This window comes from Apibacter sp. ESL0432 (assembly GCF_019469225.1).
Taxonomy (GTDB): Bacteria; Bacteroidota; Bacteroidia; order Flavobacteriales; family Weeksellaceae; genus Apibacter.
Genome location: NZ_CP048266.1, coordinates 1,684,033 through 1,704,427, shown reverse-complemented (window position 1 = coordinate 1,704,427; position 20,395 = coordinate 1,684,033). Strand labels below are relative to the sequence as shown.

The 20,395-nt window shown below is 33.4% G+C and carries 14 protein-coding genes; 5 read left to right on the top strand and 9 right to left on the bottom strand.

Annotated elements, in window-relative coordinates; translation table 11 throughout:
* Positions 1-12 precede the first annotated feature (12 nt).
* Positions 13-1,086, bottom strand: a complete 1,074-nt coding sequence (locus GYM73_RS07205) for a TerC family protein (RefSeq protein ID WP_160564228.1) — start codon at positions 1,084-1,086, stop codon at positions 13-15.
* Between the two features lie 158 nt (positions 1,087-1,244).
* Here GYM73_RS07205 and GYM73_RS07200 point away from each other — a divergent pair, with 158 nt between their 5' ends.
* Genes GYM73_RS07200 through GYM73_RS07180 form a run of 5 tightly spaced genes read left to right on the top strand, consistent with a single transcriptional unit; the run spans position 1,245 to position 5,047 of the window.
* Positions 1,245-1,718 (top strand): Lrp/AsnC ligand binding domain-containing protein, encoded by a 474-nt coding sequence (locus GYM73_RS07200; RefSeq protein WP_220233425.1) that lies wholly within the window; start codon positions 1,245-1,247, stop codon positions 1,716-1,718.
* A gap of 26 nt (positions 1,719-1,744) precedes the next feature.
* Positions 1,745-2,488: a deoxyribose-phosphate aldolase gene (gene deoC, locus GYM73_RS07195; protein ID WP_160567067.1), complete on the top strand. Its 744-nt coding sequence runs from the start codon at positions 1,745-1,747 to the stop codon at positions 2,486-2,488.
* On the top strand, positions 2,488-3,306 hold the full coding sequence (locus tag GYM73_RS07190; RefSeq protein WP_220233424.1) for a 3'(2'),5'-bisphosphate nucleotidase CysQ: 819 nt from the start codon (positions 2,488-2,490) through the stop codon (positions 3,304-3,306). The genes deoC and GYM73_RS07190 overlap by 1 nt, the downstream gene beginning before the upstream one ends.
* Before the next feature lie 30 nt (positions 3,307-3,336).
* A complete protein-coding gene (locus GYM73_RS07185; protein WP_220233423.1) occupies positions 3,337-4,479 on the top strand; it encodes a hypothetical protein in 1,143 nt (380 codons plus the stop codon).
* Between the two features lie 31 nt (positions 4,480-4,510).
* Positions 4,511-5,047, top strand: coding sequence for an adenine phosphoribosyltransferase (locus tag GYM73_RS07180; RefSeq protein WP_220233422.1), 537 nt, complete (start codon positions 4,511-4,513; stop codon positions 5,045-5,047).
* 85 nt (positions 5,048-5,132) lie between these two features.
* Here the strand turns inward: GYM73_RS07180 and GYM73_RS07175 are convergent, their stop codons facing one another.
* From GYM73_RS07175 to rplA, 8 genes are all read right to left on the bottom strand, one after another.
* Positions 5,133-6,713 carry a SusD/RagB family nutrient-binding outer membrane lipoprotein gene (locus GYM73_RS07175; protein ID WP_220233421.1) on the bottom strand — a complete coding sequence of 527 codons (1,581 nt, stop codon included), beginning with the start codon at positions 6,711-6,713 and terminating at the stop codon, positions 5,133-5,135.
* Between the two features lie 15 nt (positions 6,714-6,728).
* On the bottom strand, positions 6,729-9,926 hold the full coding sequence (locus tag GYM73_RS07170) for a SusC/RagA family TonB-linked outer membrane protein (RefSeq protein WP_220233420.1): 3,198 nt from the start codon (positions 9,924-9,926) through the stop codon (positions 6,729-6,731).
* A 227-nt stretch (positions 9,927-10,153) separates the two neighbouring features.
* Positions 10,154-10,456 carry a DUF3467 domain-containing protein gene (locus GYM73_RS07165; RefSeq protein ID WP_105298070.1) on the bottom strand — a complete coding sequence of 101 codons (303 nt, stop codon included), beginning with the start codon at positions 10,454-10,456 and terminating at the stop codon, positions 10,154-10,156.
* 17 nt (positions 10,457-10,473) lie between these two features.
* A complete protein-coding gene (gene rpoC / locus GYM73_RS07160; RefSeq protein WP_160557118.1) occupies positions 10,474-14,748 on the bottom strand; it encodes a DNA-directed RNA polymerase subunit beta' in 4,275 nt (1,424 codons plus the stop codon).
* A gap of 61 nt (positions 14,749-14,809) precedes the next feature.
* Positions 14,810-18,634 (bottom strand): DNA-directed RNA polymerase subunit beta, encoded by a 3,825-nt coding sequence (gene rpoB, locus GYM73_RS07155; RefSeq protein ID WP_105298068.1) that lies wholly within the window; start codon positions 18,632-18,634, stop codon positions 14,810-14,812.
* Positions 18,635-18,725: 91 nt separating this feature from the next.
* Entirely contained in the window at positions 18,726-19,103 is a 378-nt protein-coding gene (gene rplL / locus GYM73_RS07150) for a 50S ribosomal protein L7/L12 (RefSeq protein ID WP_105298067.1), read from the bottom strand.
* Positions 19,104-19,155: 52 nt separating this feature from the next.
* Entirely contained in the window at positions 19,156-19,680 is a 525-nt protein-coding gene (gene rplJ, locus GYM73_RS07145; protein ID WP_105298066.1) for a 50S ribosomal protein L10, read from the bottom strand.
* A gap of 18 nt (positions 19,681-19,698) precedes the next feature.
* Positions 19,699-20,391: a 50S ribosomal protein L1 gene (gene rplA, locus GYM73_RS07140; protein ID WP_105298065.1), complete on the bottom strand. Its 693-nt coding sequence runs from the start codon at positions 20,389-20,391 to the stop codon at positions 19,699-19,701.
* Positions 20,392-20,395: the final 4 nt, after the last annotated feature.

Here is a 20,395-nt window from a genome sequence, read left to right as displayed (position 1 = left end):
TATTTTAAATTATTAAACATTTTTTTCTTTTTTTTCAGGAAAAGTTAATGAAAGCAATACTGAAATTACAAGTACTCCTGCCACAACTCCTAAAGAAACTATAGATGAAATATGTATAAAAGGAGCTACCAACATTTTAACTCCTATAAAACTTAAGATCACAGCCAATCCATATTTTAATTTACTGAACATATACATAAAATTAGCCAGTAAAAAGTAAAGAGATCGCAAACCTAAAATGGCAAATATATTAGAGGTATATAATATAAACGGGTCATTAGGTGCAATAGCGAAGATAGCAGGTATGGAGTCCACGGCAAAAATTAAATCAGTAAATTCAATGATAACTAGAGCAGTAAATAAAGGGGTTGCCATTTTAATCCCATTTTTGACTGTAAAAAATTTACTTCCGTCTAATTCATCAGATACTTTAAAAAATCGTTTTACAAAACGAGCACCGAAACTCTCATTTAGATTTTTTTTGTCGGAGTTGTCATCATCTTTGGATGTCCAAGAATGGATACCGGCATAAATAAGGAAGAATCCAAAAATAGTTAAAATTATATTAGGCCTGAAAAACAGCATTTGACTATAATCGGCATGTTCCGCACTTTGTTGGTCTAAAATAAAATGAAAATTTCCGATGGAAAAAGGAGGAAGATAGGTTTTATTAATCATTTCTACACCTAAGAAAATAAATACGGCGCGGAAAGCCAAGGCACCAATAATACCCCAAAATAAAATTTTATGTTGATATTCTTTCGGGATTTTAAAAAATCCAAAAACCATTATAAATACAAAAAGATTGTCAACGGATAGTGCTTTTTCTATCCAATAAGCAGATTGAAATTGAGAGAATTTTTCAAGGGCGAATTTTGATCCATCAGCCCCTTTAAAAACAAAATAAATAATCCCACTGAAAATCATGGCTAATGATATCCAAACTACCGACCATATCGCAGCTTCCTTATTAGAAACAGCATGAGATTTTTTATTGAGAATTCCTAAGTCAAGAAGTAGCATAATAATAATCGAAACCGCGAATATGGTAATTAATCCGGGATGATTAAGCATATTGTCCTGCATGTACAGCTATTTAAAATTATTAATCCCAAAGGTACTTATTTTTAAATACAAGGGCAAAAAGTAAAAATAATTTAAATCTTGTAGAAATTGTTAAAAATATAAAAGATAAAATATAAAATTGTATAATATTAATTTAGTATTTGTAATTTTACCGAAAAATGAGAATATCAGATATACATACAGTAGAATTAGACGGTATCGATAAAATCATTTTAAAAGCATTAATGGAGAATTCGAAAATACCGGTTTCAACAATAGCAAAACAGGTAGGAGTTTCATCCACAGCAATTCATCAACGAATTAAGAAACTGGAAGCAGCAAAAATCATAGAAGATCCGGTTACCCCTTTGAATTATAAATTATTAGGATATAAAACTACCGCTTATGTGGGTATTTTTCTTGAAAAATCGGCCCAGTACAAAGAAGCCATTAAAAGCATGTTGCAAATTCCTGAAATTATCGAAGCACATTTTACAACAGGAAATTATGCAATTTTCATCAAAATATTATGTAAAGATAATGATCATCTCATGTCGGTTTTAAGAAATGAGATACAAAATATCAAGGGAATTGAAAGGACTGAAACCATTATTTCTTTAGAACAAAGTATTTCACGACAGATTATACCCTAAAAACACAATTAAAAATTATAAGATAAATGGATATAACAAAGTATTTAGATTCAACTTACCTTAAGCTACCTTCTCAAAGTGGATTAACCGAAGAACAAACTTGGGAAGAAGTTAAAAAACTTACTGAAGAAGCAATTGAAAATCATTTTTATTTAGTAATGATTCGTCCCGAATACATTAAAAAAGTGAAAGAAATGATTCAAAAAGTTGATTCTGAGGTAAAAGTAGGTACCGTCATTGGGTTTCATGAAGGTACCTATTCATTAACTGAAAAAATCGCAGAGGCACAGAAAGCTATTGAAGATGGAGTGGATGAGTTGGATTATGTAATCAACTACGAGGCTTTTAAAAAGGGAGATATCGATTTAATTAAACAAGAATTTATTACCGGAACGTCATTAGGTTTAAAAGCATCCAAAGTAGTTAAATGGATTATTGAGATTGCGGCATTAACTGACGAACAAATCCAATCCATTTGCTCTTATTTTTCCACCTGGGCTCAAGAAAACTTTGAAAAGAATGAATTTGGTAACATTTTTGTGAAATCTTCCACCGGTTTTTACCAAGCAGAAGAGGGAAAACCAAATGGAGCGACGTTCCATGCAATGGAAATTATGCTTAAATATTCTCAACCCTTGCCGGTAAAAGCAGCTGGTGGAGTTAGAACCTACGATGAAGCAGTGAAAATGATTGAAATGGGAGTAAAAAGAATAGGAACTTCTTCGGCAAAAGCCTTATCTCAAAAAGGTAATACAAATGATTCATACTAATGAAAAAACTAATTAATATAGCGCTAAAAGCTGCTATAGAAGCTTCTCAAGAAGTCCATAAAATATATGAGGATGGCTTTTCAGTTTCCTTAAAAAAAGACCAATCACCCGTAACAACGGGTGATCTTAAGTCAAATGAAATTATTACCACTTATTTAAAACAAACATCAATTCCTATTTTAAGTGAAGAAACCGAGCACGAATCGGAAAAGGTAATGGAAAATTGGGAAAAATATTGGTGTGTAGATCCAATTGACGGAACTAAAGAATATGTGAATAAAACCGGAGAATATTGTATTTCAATTGGCTTACTGACTCCCGAAACTTCTTTGCTCGGAGTTTTAGCTGCTCCCTCTATGGGATTGTTTTATTTTGCTGCGGAAGGATTAGGTAGTTATAAATGGAATGGAAAGTATGAAAATTTATATGCGTTACTGAATGAAGATGATCTTACGGACAAACTACTGGAACAATCCGTTACATTACCTTTTAAACCCGATTTAAAAAAATATACCGTTTTAACAAGTCGTTCCCACTATAGTCATGTGGATGAAGAATATATAAAAAACTTAAAATTACAACATTCAGAAATTGTTGTTTTACAGATGGGCAGCGCCATTAAAATCGGCCTGGTAGCAGAAGGAAAAGCAAACGAATATGCACGATTAAGTCCCATTAATTTTTGGGATATTGCCGGTGGACACGCCATTGCTAAATATGCCGGATTGAATATCATAGATTATGAAACCAAAGCACTAATTACTTATAAAAATCTTTCATCATTAAAAATATCGGGGTATATCGTTAAAAATAATTAATGTATTTTTACCTGTGACAAACATACTTTTATGAGAAAAATATTTTTGATAGGGTTAACCTTTATTTTCTTATGTTCTTCTTGTGAAAAAGAATATAAGGTAATTGACGGGACATCAAAGGAAACCTTTACTAAAAGTGTAAAATCTATATCGTCCAAATTGACTATCCTACAACAGGATAAAATTCAAGAAGCGGTTAAACTGATTTATAAGTTTAAAACAGAAGGATCCGATGAAAATAAGAGATGGGAACAACTCTATACATTACTTAATGGTAAAAATGCCGAACAAATTTTCGATATTGCAGAGGATATAGCAAAGAAAAACAAGATTCCTTGGTCCAGCACTTCCATGAACTCAGTAGATCCTTCTGTTTTCGATAATGATTTAAAACCATTAACTGAAGCTGAGCAAAAACTAAAACAAATAGAAAAAGCAACACGGATCAATATTCGTTATTCTGCGATTAGCAAAGATGAAACCATCAATGATGGATTTTATTTATACCCCGAATTAATTGATGATTCAGGATCAGAAATTTTTTATGCTGATTTACCATTGACTTTATCCATATCATTTATAAACAATGGTACCATAGTATATGTAATCCAAAGAGAAATTAATTCTTCGGCAGTGGGAGATCCCTCATTAAATAAAGGTATTAAAATTCCTTTTTTCATGTTTGATAACAAAAAATTGGCGACATCCTCCCTGGATGTTGAAATAAAGATTAATGCCGAAGATAAATATCTATACGGTAAACTGTCGGGTATTCCTATTGATTTATCCAAAACAAGAGATGCATCCACACCTATAGAGGATGAAATAAATAAACAAGTTGCGTTGGACAATGTTAAAAAATTTATACAATTAATTGGTGATAAGCAATATTCTGAAGCTTATAATTTAGCACAGAATCCTAAATGGACTTCTTTAGATCAATTTTCGTCTACTACCAATGGATTTGGAACTATTGCTGCTACTAACTTAATAAACGCACAATTAGAAGAAAAGAATGATGATAAACAAACTGTTAATGTACAATATCAGATCAAAGACATTAATGGAAAAATAAAAACTTTAACTCAAAATTTTATACTAAAAAAAGTTAAAGATAATTGGTTAATAACAAATACAGAAACTAAAGAAATAAAAGAAGATACTTGGAAATAAGATATTTTAAGTAAAATTAAAAATGAATTGAATGAAAGAATTAAGTTTAAGCCAAGAAATAGATTTACATATTGATAGAGTTCAAGATTTTCCAAAAGAAGGCATTCAATATAAAGATATTTCTCCCATATTTTTAAATGCAGATTTGTGTACCAAAATTGTAAAAGCTTTTGCTGATTTAAGTAGAGGTAAAATTGATGCAGTTTGTGGTATTGAGAGTAGGGGGTATTTATTTGGAGTTCAAATTGCCAGGGAGCTTGGTTTGCCGTTTATATTGGTACGTAAAGCAGGAAAATTGCCTCCTCCGATAATTTCCCAAGAATATGATTTAGAATATGGTTCAGCAATTATTGAAGTTAAAAAAGGACACATTAAGCCGGGACAAAGAATTTTAATTCATGATGACGTTCTAGCAACAGGAGGAACAGCTTCTGCATGTGCTAAATTGGTACAAAATTGTGATGCAGTAGTCTCTCAATTCAGCTTTATATTGGGACTTTCCTTTTTAGGAGGTCTAGATGAGTTAAAAAAGTATACACAGGATATTGAATTACTGGTAGAATATTAAATTTAAAAAATCGCTTTATAAATATAACAACGCTCTGTTTATAATTAAACAGAGCGTTATTTATATATGAAATTTTAACTAAGTATCAATTTACATCCCAAACTAATTTTGTTTTCATATCATCAGGTCCTCCCAATCCTTTAACAGCTTCATAATAATTTTTTGAATTCTGTGTAGAAAGATGAGAAGGATAAGGAATACGAGTCGGTAGATCAGTCATATTATTGACTAAAGGCATAAAAGTATACGTAGTTCCTTCGGGAGTTTTATTATACGCCGGAAGAGTATGCGATTGATTAGGTAATAATAAAGTTTTAGGAAACCCTGTTCTTCTATATTCTGCCCATGCCTCATGGGGTTGCATATAAAGTGCAATATATTTCTGTGTTAGTACATTTTCTTCATTTGCCGGCGGTAAAGTGCTTAAAAAGGCTGTTTGTTCTGCAGCAGATACATTCCACTTATCAAACGAAGCTTTTACACCACTTTCATAATGTGCTTGATCCCAATTATTTAATTCGGATAATATAAATTCAATTTCAGCGTATTCCATAAGTACTTCACCTCTGTTAATATGTAAAACGTCATAACTAGGGAAAGAAATAGTGCTGGAGGTGAACACTTCAGATGCCATTTCGCTTTTAACACCATAAGGCATCCCCTCATAATCATCTAAATTAGTGGATGATATATACGTATTATTTTTTACATCGTCTATACTTGCTTTTTTAGGAGAAGAGAATTTATAAAGTCTTGGATCAGCAGAAAAATTACCTGTTTTTCCTTTTAATAATTCAATAAAAGTATTGGTTACTGCAAAATCAGTTCTATTTTTAACAAAATAAGCCATCCACATTGGATTAGCATCTGATGTAGTATTTCCATACGCAAATACTGCATTATCATCATTAGATGTAAATACACCCATTGAAATCGCATCATTAGCTTCGGCTAATGCTTCAGGTAAAACGCTTTTTAAACGATTAGCTAATCTTAGACGTAAAGAATTGGCAAATTTTTTCCATTTTATCGCATTACCTTCATACATGTGATCTCCTGTAGTGACTTTTTCAGAAAGATCAAGTTGGCCGGAAGCTTCTTTTAATTCTTTTAAAATGTCTTTATATATGGTTATTTGTGAAGCAAATTTTGGAGTTTTATATTTTTCAACCTGTAAAGCCTGAAAATCCGGATTGGATTGCCCTCCGTAAGACCAATAAGGAACATTTCCGTAGGTATCTGTAAGTTGCATAAATAAATAACTTAACATTATTCTTGCGACAGCTATTTGATTACTTATAGCACCAAATTGCACATTGCTTATCGGATCGGCTTCTACTAATTCAATGGAGGTTTTAAGATTTTCTGCAGCGCGATAATAATCTTTCCATAAGTTTTGATTAGCTCCGTCTCTATACTGATATCGATCTTCTTCCGTATAATTTACCTGACACCAATACTGTATCCAAGGAAGAACCATTCTTCCGGATCCCCATTCATCTCGAGTGTTATCAATAAAATATCGGCTACCGTATCTAAAAGTAGTATAACCGGGAACCTTCTCCGGATTGTTGGGATTGGTATTGATGTTTTCAAAATCATTGTCGCAAGAAACGGTGGCAGATAGAAAAATTAGAGAAGCTATATAAATGGTTATTTTTTTCATATTGAATATTTTAATTTAGAACTTAACTTGCACATTAACTCCAAATGATCTGGTAGTAGGCATCGATCCCCCTTCAATTCCTGAAGCATTTCCACTACCATAATTAGCAACCTCAGGATCCATGGATTTCCAATCTAATCCCCATACAAATAAATTTCTTGCAAAGGCAGAAAATGTTATGGAATTAATAAAATCTCCTAAATATTGAGAGGGAAGAGAATAAGCTATTGACAATTCGCGCAGTTTGATGTAATCCGCGTCGAATACATTTTGTGCACTAGGTCCACTAAAAAAATGCTTAGAATATTCTGTTGCCGAAACTCTAATATCATTAGGTTTTCCATTTTCTTTAACGCCGTCTACGATAATACCGTTTTCTCTAATTCCATTTGCAGCAGTTTCAGGTAATATTCCGGAGCTCATACCCCACATATGAGTAGTTGAAAAATATTTACCGCCTTTTTGCCAATCAATTTGAAATCCTAAATTCCAATTTTTGTAAGTGAAGGAATTTCTAAAGCTCATGTTAAAATCGGGAAGTATTGATCCTAAGGGTACGTTTTTATCGGTTTTCAGATATAACCCATTACTACCCACTACTTTTTTTCCATCTTTATAAATAAAATCTGTCCCGTATATTTGTCCGTATCTATACCCGGGTAGTGCAACGACAAAAGCATTAAATGGAGCTTTAGCTATGGTTAGTGAACTTAAATCCTCACTCAAAGATTTGATTTCATTATCAGATTTTGAAAAATTATAATTAAAATCCCATCTAAAATTCTCTTGTCTAATTGGAACTATATTCAATGAAACTTCTATTCCTTTATTAACTAATTTTCCGGCATTCATCATTGCATATTTGAAACCAGCAGAACCGTCTAAAGGTACTTTAGTTATTAAGTCTTTGGTGGTAGTTTGATATAATGAAATATCCCCATTTAATCTTCTTTGGAACATTTGAAACTCAACCCCTAATTCAAAAGATTCCAATTTTTCGGGTTTTAATTTATCTGTTTTAGCAACAGTTGTTAACCAAAACCAAGGATCTTTTAAATACAAGCTGCCATAATTCGGATCCTCATCCTCATCTATATTGTAAAATGTATTGATGAGTTGATAAGGATCAGTATCATTTCTAACTTCAGAATATCCCCCTCTAATTTTTAAAAATTCCAACCAATTGCTGGTAAGATATCTAGTAACTACAAAACTGGTTGCTACTGATGGATAGAAAAAAGAATTGTTTTTAGAAGGTAATGAAGAAGACCAGTCATTTCTACCGGTAGTTTCTAAGAATACAAAATTGTCATATCCTAAGCTAAATGAATAAAACAAACTGTTTACTCTTTTCTTCTCTTTTTCATTCATAACTAAAGACGGCTCTAATGAATTATTTAGATTATACCAGTCTCTTATAATTAGCCCTCCTTTAGTTTTTCCATTCATTCTTCTATATGTATATTCCCTTCGGTTAGTTCCGGCAAAAGAGTTAAGTGAAAAGTTCCCTATATTTTTGTCATAATGTAAAGTTGCTTCATAATTTAGATCAGTATATTTTCTCTCTGAAATTTTAAATTGAGAAAGAGCATGTGATCCAACAGCTGTTCTGTTTTCTGTATGAAGAGTATAGGTATCAAGCATTACCTTTCCATTAACATACATATCTTTTGTTATGTTATAAATTAATCCGGCAGTACCATATAAACGATCTCTATTGTCTTTATTGGTATTTTTGTTTATTGTCCAATAGGGATTATCTGAATAAGCGGGTTTTGGATTATCCCAAGATTCTCTATTCCAAGTTCTTTGAGTACCGTCTGCTAACTCATATTTTTGTAGATCATTATAGTCTAATGAGGTTTGACCAAAATGAAACATTTTTTGAATAATGTTGTTATTGTCATATCCCACTTCAGGTCTGTTGAAACCTCTTGTAGAAGTATAAGCTGCAGAAGCATTTATTTTTAAATCATCAGATAATTTAGAATTCAGATTCATGGATAATGAATTTTTGGTTAAGTCTGAATTTGGGGTTATTCCGGATGATTTAGTATTATTATATCCCACTCTGATATTAGTATTTTCAACACTTCTGCTAAAAGAAATACCATTATTGTATGTTACACCGGTTTTGAAAAATTTCTTGTAATCATTTTTAGGATATATCCACGGTTTTGCAACTAAATAATCATTTGGAAATTCTGGATCGAATGCATTCCAATGTAAGACTTTAACATTCGGATCGTATTTTGGCCCCCAAGATTCATCGGTTCTATAGTCAACCACCAGATAATCCACACCATTAATATTTTTTGTTGCAAATGTTTTGCTTCCGCCACCACCATATAATTTTTGCTGATGAGGCATTTTATAAACTTTGTCAAATACAACACCTGAATTAAAGACAATCTCAGTTTTACCTCTTTTTGCTTTTTTTGTGGTAATCATTATAGCTCCATTCATGGCTCTGGATCCGTATAATGCCGCGGCAGTAGCTCCTTTAAGTACGGAAATATTTGCTATATCGTCGGGATTAATGTCACCGAATGAATCACCATAATCAATACCACCGGCTCCTCGTTCAGTGTTTTTATCATTGATATTTTGATCAATTAAAGGAATACCGTCTACAACAATAAGAGGTTTGTTGGATTGAGATAGAGACCTCATTCCTCTTAATCTGATTTGTGTTGAACCTCCCATGGTCCCACTATTATTAACGATTTGCAATCCCGATACTTTTCCCGAAAGTGAATTAATTGGATTACTTTCCCTGGTAACGGAAAGATCGTCGCCATTTACTGATTGAGTCGCATAACCCAACGACTTTTTTTCTCTTGTGATACCTAAAGCAGTTACTACGACTCCTTCAATTACTGTTTCCTTTTTTTCAGCAGGTTCTTTGCTTTCTGTAACTGGAGACTGTAGAACCACATCATAGAAACTTTGATCATTAACAATAAAACTTGCAGTTTCGTCATCAAATGATAAAATTTCGATGGTTTGTCCGGGTTCAGCATCAATTGAAAAATTTCCTGAGTCGTCAGTATACGTTTTTTTGGTAGATCCTTGTATCGTAACAGAAACATCAGCTTGTGGCTGACCGTCACTCCCAAGAACTTTCCCGCTAATCGTTTTCATCTGAGCCCAGGCAAAAGCCGAACCCAAGAAGATAAACGAAAATCCTAAGAAAATTCGGTTTACTCTCATATCTAATACATTAATTTATCGTTTCAAATATATAATATATTTTTTAATTATCGTAAAATAATTGTTAAATAATTACATAATTCACAAATTAATTCCTTTATTTAGTTGTCTATATTATAAAAATATCGGCCTTTTATGATGTAAACTATTAAACCATTAATAAAAAAAGCCGAGGGTTTACCTCGGCTTCATTATTATTATAAATAATTTGTTGACTTTTAGACTATTTAAGCTTGACCTTTAGGACCAAAATTTAAATGGTAGGTATCATCTTTAACTGCACCAAATTGTTGTTCGAATTTTTGAATATTATCAGTTAAAGCTGTTAATAATCGTTTCGCATGTTCAGGAGTTAAAATGATTCTTGATTTAACTTTAGCCTTAGGGACCCCCGGCATTATTTGTATAAAATCTACTACGAACTCAGTCGGAGAATGATTTATTAATGCCAAATTTGAAAATACCCCGGAAGCTACTTCATCCGTCAATTCAATATTTAAGTCTTGTTGATTCTGATTTTGATTTTCCATTTCGAATTAGTTTTTGGTTAAATTTTTTCGGTTATCATTTCCTCAAATTCCTTATTCGAACCTACAACTACGTGTTGATATTCAGTTAAACCGGTACCGGCAGGGATTCTGTGTCCTACGATAACATTTTCTTTCAATCCGTTTAGATAATCAACTTTACCGGCAACAGCAGCTTCATTTAAAACTTTAGTTGTTTCTTGGAAAGATGCTGCAGAGATAAATGATTTGGTTTGTAAAGAGGCTCTTGTAATACCTTGTAGTACAGGACTGGCAGTAGCCGGAAGCGCTTCTCTAGCTTCAACCAATTTCTTATCTTCACGTTTCAATTTAGAATTTTCATCTCGAAGTTCCCTTGAAGTAATAATTTGTCCGGCTTTTAATTCCAAACTGTCTCCGGGATCAGTAATAACTTTCATTCCGAAAATACGATCATTTTCCTCAATAAAGTCAATTTTATGTTCAAGATTACCTTCTAAGAATTTAGTATCACCGCAATCAACAATTTCTACTTTAGTCATCATTTGACGAACAATAATTTCGAAATGTTTATCATCGATTTTTACCCCTTGTAATCGGTATACTTCTTGAATTTCATTTACTAAATATTCCTGAACGGCAGTAGGCCCTTTGATGTTAAGAATATCGTTAGGAGTTATAGCACCGTCAGATAAGGCATCTCCAGCATGAACGAAGTCATTTTCCTGTACAAGAATCTGATTAGATAATTTAACCAAATATCTTTTAATTTCACCGGTTTTAGACTCAATAACTATTTCTCGATTACCTCTCTTAATTTTACCGTAACTAACTACACCGTCAATTTCTGAAACAACAGCCGGGTTGGAAGGATTTCGTGCTTCAAACAGCTCGGTAACACGTGGTAAACCACCTGTAATATCCCCGGCTTTAGCTGATCTTCTTGGTATCTTTACTAAGATTCTTCCTGCCTTAATTTTTTCACCATCATTTACGATAAGGTGTGCACCAACCGGTAAGTTAATTGATTTTAACTCATTCCCTTTAGTATCTAATATTTTTAAGGTAGGAATTAATTTTTTATTTCTAGATTCTGAAATTACTTTTTCTTCAAATCCGGTTTGTTCGTCTATTTCTAGTTGATAAGTGGAACCTTGCTCAATTTGTTCGTATTCGATCTTACCGGCAGTTTCAGAAAGTATAATTGCGTTATACGGATCCCATTTACAAATGATATCTCCTTTCTTAACTTCATCACCTGATTCAACTAATAAAGTAGAACCATACGGGATGTTGGTAAGCATTTGAATGTTACCTTCCGCATTCAATAATTTAAATTCTGTGGAACGAGAAACAACGATTGAAACTTTATTTCCGTTTTCGTCTTCACTTTCAACAGTCCTAATATCATCAAATTCAACTTTTCCGTCTCTTTTAGCAACAATGCTGCTAACTTCTGCAACGTTTCCTGCAGTACCTCCCACGTGGAAGGTTCTTAAGGTAAGCTGTGTACCCGGTTCACCGATAGATTGAGCTGCAATAACTCCAACCGCTTCCCCTTTGTTGATTAATTTATTGGTTGAAAGGTTTACACCATAACATTTAGCACAAATACCTTTTTTAGATTCACAAGTTAAAGGCGAACGAACTTCTACTGATTCAATTCCGGATTGTTGAATTAATTTAGCTATTTCGGAAGTTATCATTTGATCTGCTTCAATTAATAGCTCATCTGTATCAGGATGGTATACATCATGAAGAGATACACGTCCTAAAATTCTTTCAGATAATGGTTCAACAATTTCGTCATTTTTCTTCAACGGAGAAATTTCGATACCTCTTAAAGTTCCACAATCTTGTTCATTAATAATAACATCTTGTGCCACATCCACTAAACGACGAGTCAAATAACCTGCGTCAGCGGTTTTTAATGCGGTATCTGCAAGACCCTTACGAGCCCCGTGAGTAGAAATAAAGTACTCAAGGATGGAAAGTCCTTCACGGAAATTAGAGATAATAGGGTTTTCAATAATTTCACCTCCGGAAGATCCCGCTTTTTGAGGTTTTGCCATCAATCCACGCATACCTGCTAACTGACGAATCTGTTCTTTAGATCCCCGTGCACCGGAGTCAAGCATCATATATACAGAGTTGAATCCACCTTTGTCGGTTTTCATTCGTTGCATGATTAAATCTGTTAATCGTGCATTGGTATTAGTCCAAACATCAATTACCTGATTATATCTTTCATTATTGGTAATTAATCCCATATTATAGTTAGCTCTGATCCCATCCACTTGTTCATTCGCTTCCTGAATCATAATTTTCTTTTCTTCAGGAGTTTTAATATCACCTAAGCTAAATGATAATCCACCTTTAAATGCAGTTGCATAACCTAAAGTTTTCATATCATCCAAAAACTTAGCTGTGGTAGGGAAATCGGTTCTTTGTAATATGGTACCGATAATGTTACGTAATGATTTTTTAGTCAATACTTCATTGATGAAACCTACTTTTTTAGGTACGATTTTGTTAAATAACACGCGCCCTACAGTAGTTTCAATCATTTTTTCAACTAATTCTTCACCTTCTACAACTGTTGCTTTTACTTTAATGATAGCATTTAAATCTACTGCTTTTTCATTATAAGCAATATCTACCTCTTCAGAAGAATAGAAAATAGATCCGTGTCCTTTAACTTTAATTTCGTCCGTAGGTGTTAATGGTTTAGTCATATAATATAAACCTAAAACCATGTCTTGTGAAGGTACTTGAATAGGAGATCCGTTAGCCGGATTTAAAATGTTTTGAGAAGCCAACATCAATAATTGAGCTTCCAAAATAGCTTCCGGTCCTAAAGGTAAATGCACCGCCATTTGGTCACCGTCAAAGTCTGCATTAAACGCAGTACAAACTAACGGGTGAAGACGAATAGCTTTTCCTTCAATCATTCTAGGTTGAAATGCTTGAATACCTAAACGGTGAAGAGTAGGGGCACGGTTCAACAATACCGGATGTCCTTTCATTACATTTTCCAGGATATCGTAAACTACCGGTTCTTTTCTTTCAATAATTCTCTTGGCGGATTTTACAGTTTTTACAATTCCTCTTTCAATTAATTTACGAATGATAAAAGGCTTATAAAGTTCTGCAGCCATATCTTTAGGAAGTCCGCACTCATGAAGTTGAAGGGAAGGACCTACAACAATTACCGAACGAGCAGAATAATCCACACGTTTACCTAATAAGTTTTGACGGAAACGTCCTTGTTTTCCTTTTAAGGAATCAGACAGAGATTTTAAAGGTCTGTTAGATTCAGATTTAACCGCAGATGATTTTCTTGTATTATCAAATAAAGAATCAACAGCTTCCTGAAGCATACGCTTCTCATTACGTAAAATTACTTCAGGGGCTTTAATTTCAATTAATCGTTTTAAACGATTGTTTCTGATAATAACCCTACGATATAAATCATTTAAGTCAGAAGTAGCAAAACGCCCTCCATCTAAGGGAACTAACGGACGTAAGTCCGGAGGAATTACAGGTATTACTCTCATGATCATCCATTCCGGTCTGTTAATACGACCATTGGAATTAGCATCTCTGAAAGATTCAACTACTTGTAATCGTTTTAACGCTTCTGTTCTTCTTTGTTTGGAAGATTCATTATTGGCTTTATGTCTTAATTCATAAGATAAAGCATCTAAATCTGTTCTCTTTAAAAGTTCTTCCAAACATTCTGCTCCCATTTTGGCAACAAATTTATTCGGATCAGAATCATCTAAATATTGATTTTCAATAGGAAGAGTTTCTAATATATCTAAATATTCTTCTTCCGTTAAAAATTCAAGATGTTCTAATTCTTCACCATTTAATTTTTTAGCTATTCCGGCTTGAATTACTACAAAACGTTCGTTGTAGATAATCATATCCAGTTTTTTGGATGGAATACCTAATAAATATCCAATTTTATTGGGTAAAGAACGGAAATACCAGATATGTGCCACAGGCACTACCAAGTTGATATGTCCGATTCTTTCACGTCTAACTTTTTTTTCCGTTACTTCAACTCCACATCGATCACAAACAATTCCTTTGTAACGTATTCTTTTATATTTCCCACAAGCACATTCGTAGTCCTTTACCGGACCGAATATTCTTTCACAAAACAAACCGTCTCGTTCAGGTTTATGAGTCCGATAATTGATTGTTTCAGGTTTTAAAACCTCTCCTCTAGATTGTTGTAATATACTTTCCGGAGAAGCTAATCCGATTATAATTTTACTAAATTTGCTAGTTCTTTGTTTAACTGCCATTATTTTGTAATCAATTAAATTGAAAAAAATTTAAATTTATTAAGAGTTAAGAAAGAAATATTTATTCTTCCAATCTTACATCCAACCCTAAACCTTGTAATTCATGTAAGAATACATTAAATGATTCAGGTATACCCGGTTCAGGCATTGGTTCACCTTTAACAATTGATTCATAGGCTTTAGCTCTACCTATTACATCATCAGATTTAATTGTTATAATTTCTCTTAGAATGTTTGATGCTCCGAAAGCTTCTAAAGCCCAAACCTCCATTTCTCCGAATCTCTGACCTCCAAATTGAGCTTTACCTCCTAATGGTTGTTGAGTAATTAATGAGTATGGTCCGATTGAACGTGCGTGCATTTTGTCATCAACCATATGTCCTAATTTCAACATATAGATAACTCCCACAGTTGCTTTTTGCTCAAAACGTTCTCCGGTTCCTCCATCATATAAATAAGTAGTTCCCCATTGAGGTACTCCTGCTTCTTTTGTAAGTTCATCGATTTGCTCGGAAGTAGCTCCATCGAAGATAGGAGTTGCGAATTTTTTACCTAATTTTTTACCGCACCATCCTAAAATTGTTTCGTAAATCTGTCCAATGTTCATACGGGAAGGTACCCCTAATGGGTTAAGGACAATATCTACCGGTGTTCCGTCTTCTAGGAATGGCATATCTTCATCACGTACTATTCTAGCAACAATACCTTTGTTACCGTGACGACCTGCCATTTTATCTCCAACATTTAGTTTACGTTTTTTAGCAATATAAACTTTTGCCAATTTAACGATACCGGCCGGTAATTCATCTCCAACAGAAATAGTATGTCTTTCTCTATTTAGAGAACCTAGTAAATCGTTATGTTTTATTTTATAGTTGTGAAGCAATTCTTTAATAGAATTGTTTTTATTATCATCTAAAGTCCAATTTTCTCCGGCTAAATTAAAATAGTCATCAATACTAGATAAAAGCTTTTGAGTGAATTTAACTCCTTTTGGTATTACTTCTTCATTTAAATCATTATAGATTCCTTGAGAAGTTTTACCATTTAGAAGGACATATAATTTCTCTAATAGTTGATTTTTTAAATCATTAAGCTTTACTTTAAATTCAGCTTCTAATTGTTCAATTTTTAATTTTTCGTCTCCTCTTTTACGTTTGTCTTTAATGTTACGTGTAAATAATTTTTTATTAATTACCACACCTTTTAAAGAAGGTTCTGCTTTTAGAGAAGCATCTTTTACATCTCCGGCTTTATCCCCGAATATGGCACGAAGTAATTTTTCTTCTGAAGTTGGGTCAGATTCTCCTTTAGGAGTAATTTTTCCTACTAAAATATCTCCGGGTTTAACTTCTGCTCCAATACGGATCATCCCATTTTCATCAAGGTCTTTAGTAGCTTCTTCACTTACGTTTGGAATATCCGGTGTAAGTTCTTCCATACCTAATTTGGTATCACGAACTTCTAAAGAATATTCGTCTACGTGAATAGAAGTAAACCAGTCTTCGCTAACTGCTCTTTGATTAATAACAATCGCATCCTCAAAGTTATATCCTTTCCAAGGCATAAAAGCTACTAGAAGGTTTCTACCTAAAGCAAGTTCTCCATCTTCGGTAGCATAACCTTCAGTTAAAACTTGACCTTTAGAAACTCTATCACCTGCTTTAACGATTGGTTTAAGCGTTATAGAAGTACTTTGATTGGTTTTTCTGAATTTCGTTAATTTATATGTTTTACTTGCAGAATCAAAGCTAACTAATTCTTCTTCTTCGGTTCTGTCGTATTTAATAGTAATAATGTTAGCATCCACATATTCTACTACTCCTTCACCTTCTGCATTAATTAAGATACGCGAATCTTTAGCTACTTGAAATTCTAAACCGGTTCCGACAATTGGAGCTTGAGGTTTCAATAAGGGTACTGCTTGACGCATCATGTTTGAACCCATCAAAGCACGGTTCGCATCATCGTGCTCAAGGAAAGGAATTAATGAAGCGGAAATACCTGTAATTTGATTAGGTGCAACATCCATCAGATCCACCTTATCAGGCTCAACAACCGGATAATCAGCTTCCTCTCTGGCAACGATTCTCTCATCAAGAATTTTACCGTCGCTGTCCATATTGATGTTCGCTTGAGCAATAATTTTTCCTTCTTCCTCTTCCGCAGTTAAATATTGAGGCTCGGATTCTAAATCTACTTTACCGTCAACAACCTTTCTGTATGGGGTTTCCATAAATCCTAAGTCATTGATTCTAGCGTAACAGCCTAAAGAAGATATCAAACCGATGTTCGGTCCTTCCGGAGTTTCGATAGGACAAATTCTACCGTAGTGAGTGTAGTGAACGTCTCGCACTTCAAATCCGGCTCTTTCTCTTGATAAACCACCGGGACCTAATGCAGACATACGTCTTTTATGGGTAACCTCAGATAGTGGATTGGTTTGATCCATGAATTGAGATAACTGATTAGTTCCAAAGAAAGAGTTGATAACTGAAGTTAAGGTTTTAGCATTGATCAAGTCAATAGGAGTGAACACTTCGTTATCACGGACGTTCATTCTTTCTTTAATGGTTCGAGCCATACGAGCTAAACCTACACCAAATTGACCGGCTAATTGTTCACCAACAGTTTTAACACGACGGTTAGATAAGTGATCGATGTCATCAACTTCAGCTTTTGAGTTGATTAGTTCAATTAAATATTTAACAATTGCGATAATATCGTCTTTTGTTAAAACTTGAATATCTTCTGATATATTTAATCCTAACTTTTTATTAATACGATAACGACCTACTTCACCTAAAGAGTATCGAGCATCAGAGAAGAATAATTTATCGATAATTCCTCTAGCCGTTTCTTCATCAGGTGGTTCAGCATTACGTAATTGACGATAGATATATTCTACAGCTTCTTTTTCAGAATTGGTAGAGTCTTTTTGTAATGTGTTGTGAATTATTGAGAATTCATTACTGTTTTCTTTATGAACTAAAATAGTTTTAATTCCGGAATCTATGATTAAATCAAGATGTTCCTTTTCTAAAACAGTTTCACGGTCAAGGATAATTTCATTTCTTTCAATAGAAACCACCTCACCGGTGTCTTCATCAACAAAGTCCTCGAACCAAGTATTTAAAACCCTTGCAGCTAGAGTCCTTCCTAACATCTTTTTTAGGTTGGATTTATTAACTTTTACTTCTTCTGCAAGATCAAATATTTCTAATATATCTTTATCACTTTGATAACCGATTGCACGAAGCAAGGTTGTCATCGGAAGTTTTTTCTTTCTGTCAATGTAAGCATACATCACGCCATTGATATCGGTAGCAAATTCCATCCAAGATCCTTTAAATGGAATAATTCTGGAAGAATATAATTTAGCACCGTTGGCATGATAAGATTGTCCAAAAAATACACCAGGTGAACGATGTAATTGGGATACCATAACTCTTTCAGCACCGTTTATAATAAACGAACCGCTTGGTGTCATATAAGGAATAGGCCCTAAATATACATCTTGAACTACTGTTTCAAAATCTTCATGTTCGGGGTCGGTACAATATAATTTAAGACGTGCTTTAAGTGGTACACTATAAGTTAATCCTCTTTCAATGCATTCTTCAATAGAGTATTTTGGAGGATCAACAAAATAATCTAAAAATTCTAAAACGAACTGATTCCTAGTATCGGAAATAGGGAAATTTTCAGTAAACGTTTTAAAAAGTCCTTCGTTTTTTCTTTGATCAGGACGAGTTTCTAATTGAAAAAAATCCTGAAATGATTTAACCTGTATATCCAGGAAATCAGGAAATTCAATTTGTCCTTTAGAGTGAGAGAAACTAAATCTCTTAGGGTTTTGAGTTTTTGACGCCAATGATTTACTCATATGATATATTAAAATCTTTAAAACACAAATAGGCTTAGACCTTACCAATGTTAAATTGGAGGCCTAAACCTTTATTTTTAGGTAGAATGAATTATTTCAATTCAACTTCAGCTCCAGCTTCTTCAAGCTGTTTTTTAAGACTTTCTGCTTCGTCTTTAGCTACTCCTTCTTTAATTGGAGTAGGAGCTCCATCTACAGCATCTTTAGCTTCTTTTAGACCTTTACCTGTAAGATCTTTAACTAATTTAACAACAGCTAATTTGTTAGCTCCTGCAGCTTTAAGAATAACATCGAATTCTGTTTTTTCTTCAGCAGCACCGGCATCAGCACCAGCAACAGGTGCAGCCATAGCTACAGCAGCAGCAGCAGGTTCAATACCGTATTCTTCTTTTAATATTTCAGCTAATTCATTAACTTCTTTTACTGTTAAATTTACTAGAGTTTCAGCTAATTGTTTTAAATCTGCCATTTTTAATTTTGTTTTAATTTTTGTTTAACAACTATTTATTATGAGTGTGAAATTATTCTTCTTTTTCAGATAAGGTTTTAACCAAACCGGCAATGGTATTCCCACCGGATTTAAGGGCAGAAACAACATTTTTAATTGGAGATTGAAGTAATCCAATAATTTCTCCAATAAGCTCTTCTCTGGATTTAAGATTTGCCAATGTTTCTAATTGAGCATCTCCTACAAATACTGCAGAATCAATCCAAGCAGCTTTTAATAATGGTTTTTCGGTTTTCTTTCTGAAATTTTGTATTAATTTAGCCGGAGCATTTCCTTTTTCTGAAATGAAAATAGTAGAGTTTCCTTTTAGACTTTCAAAAACACCTGAAAAATCTTTATCTTCTACATTTTCCATTGCTTTTCTAAGAAGGGTGTTTTTAACAACTTTCATTGAAATTTCACCTTTGAAACAAGCTCTTCTTAGTTCTGAAGTTTGTTGTGCATTTAATCCATCAGTATCAGCTATATATAATACATTTGTACTTTCAAGTACTTCCTGTAATTCTTTAATTACCTCTGTTTTTTCTTGTTTTGTCATGTTTTGGTAAAATTAAAATTAGTTAATACCTTTAGGATCAATAGCAATACCCGGACTCATAGTAGAGGATAGGTATATACTTTTCACATAAACTCCTTTTGCTGCCTGAGGTTTTAATTTTATTAAAGTAGAAATAATTTCTTGTGCATTCTCTTGAATGTTTTTTGCATCGAAAGATACTTTACCTATTGCAGCATGTACAATTCCGTATTTATCTACTTTAAAATCTATTTTACCTGCTTTCACTTCTGAAATTGCTTTTCCTATTTCAGTGGTAACTGTTCCGGTTTTAGGATTGGGCATTAATCCACGAGGACCTAAAACTCTTCCTAAAGGACCTAATTTACCCATTACTTGAGGTTGAGTAACAATTACATCAACATCTGTCCATCCATCTTTTATTTTTTGTAGATAATCATCCAAACCTACATAATCAGCACCTGCGTTTTTAGCTTCTTCTTCCTTATCGGGAGTAACTAAAGCTAAAACACGAGTTTCTTTACCTGTACCATGAGGTAAAGATACAACTCCACGCACCATTTGATTAGCCTTACGTGGATCTACTCCTAAACGTACAGCTATATCAACGGATGCATCAAATTTAGTGTAATTAACTTCTTTAACTAAATTGGAAGCTTCCTCTAATGTATAAAGTTTTGATTTATCTACTTTAGCAACTACTGCTTTTTGTTTTTTCGTTAAAACTGCCATGATT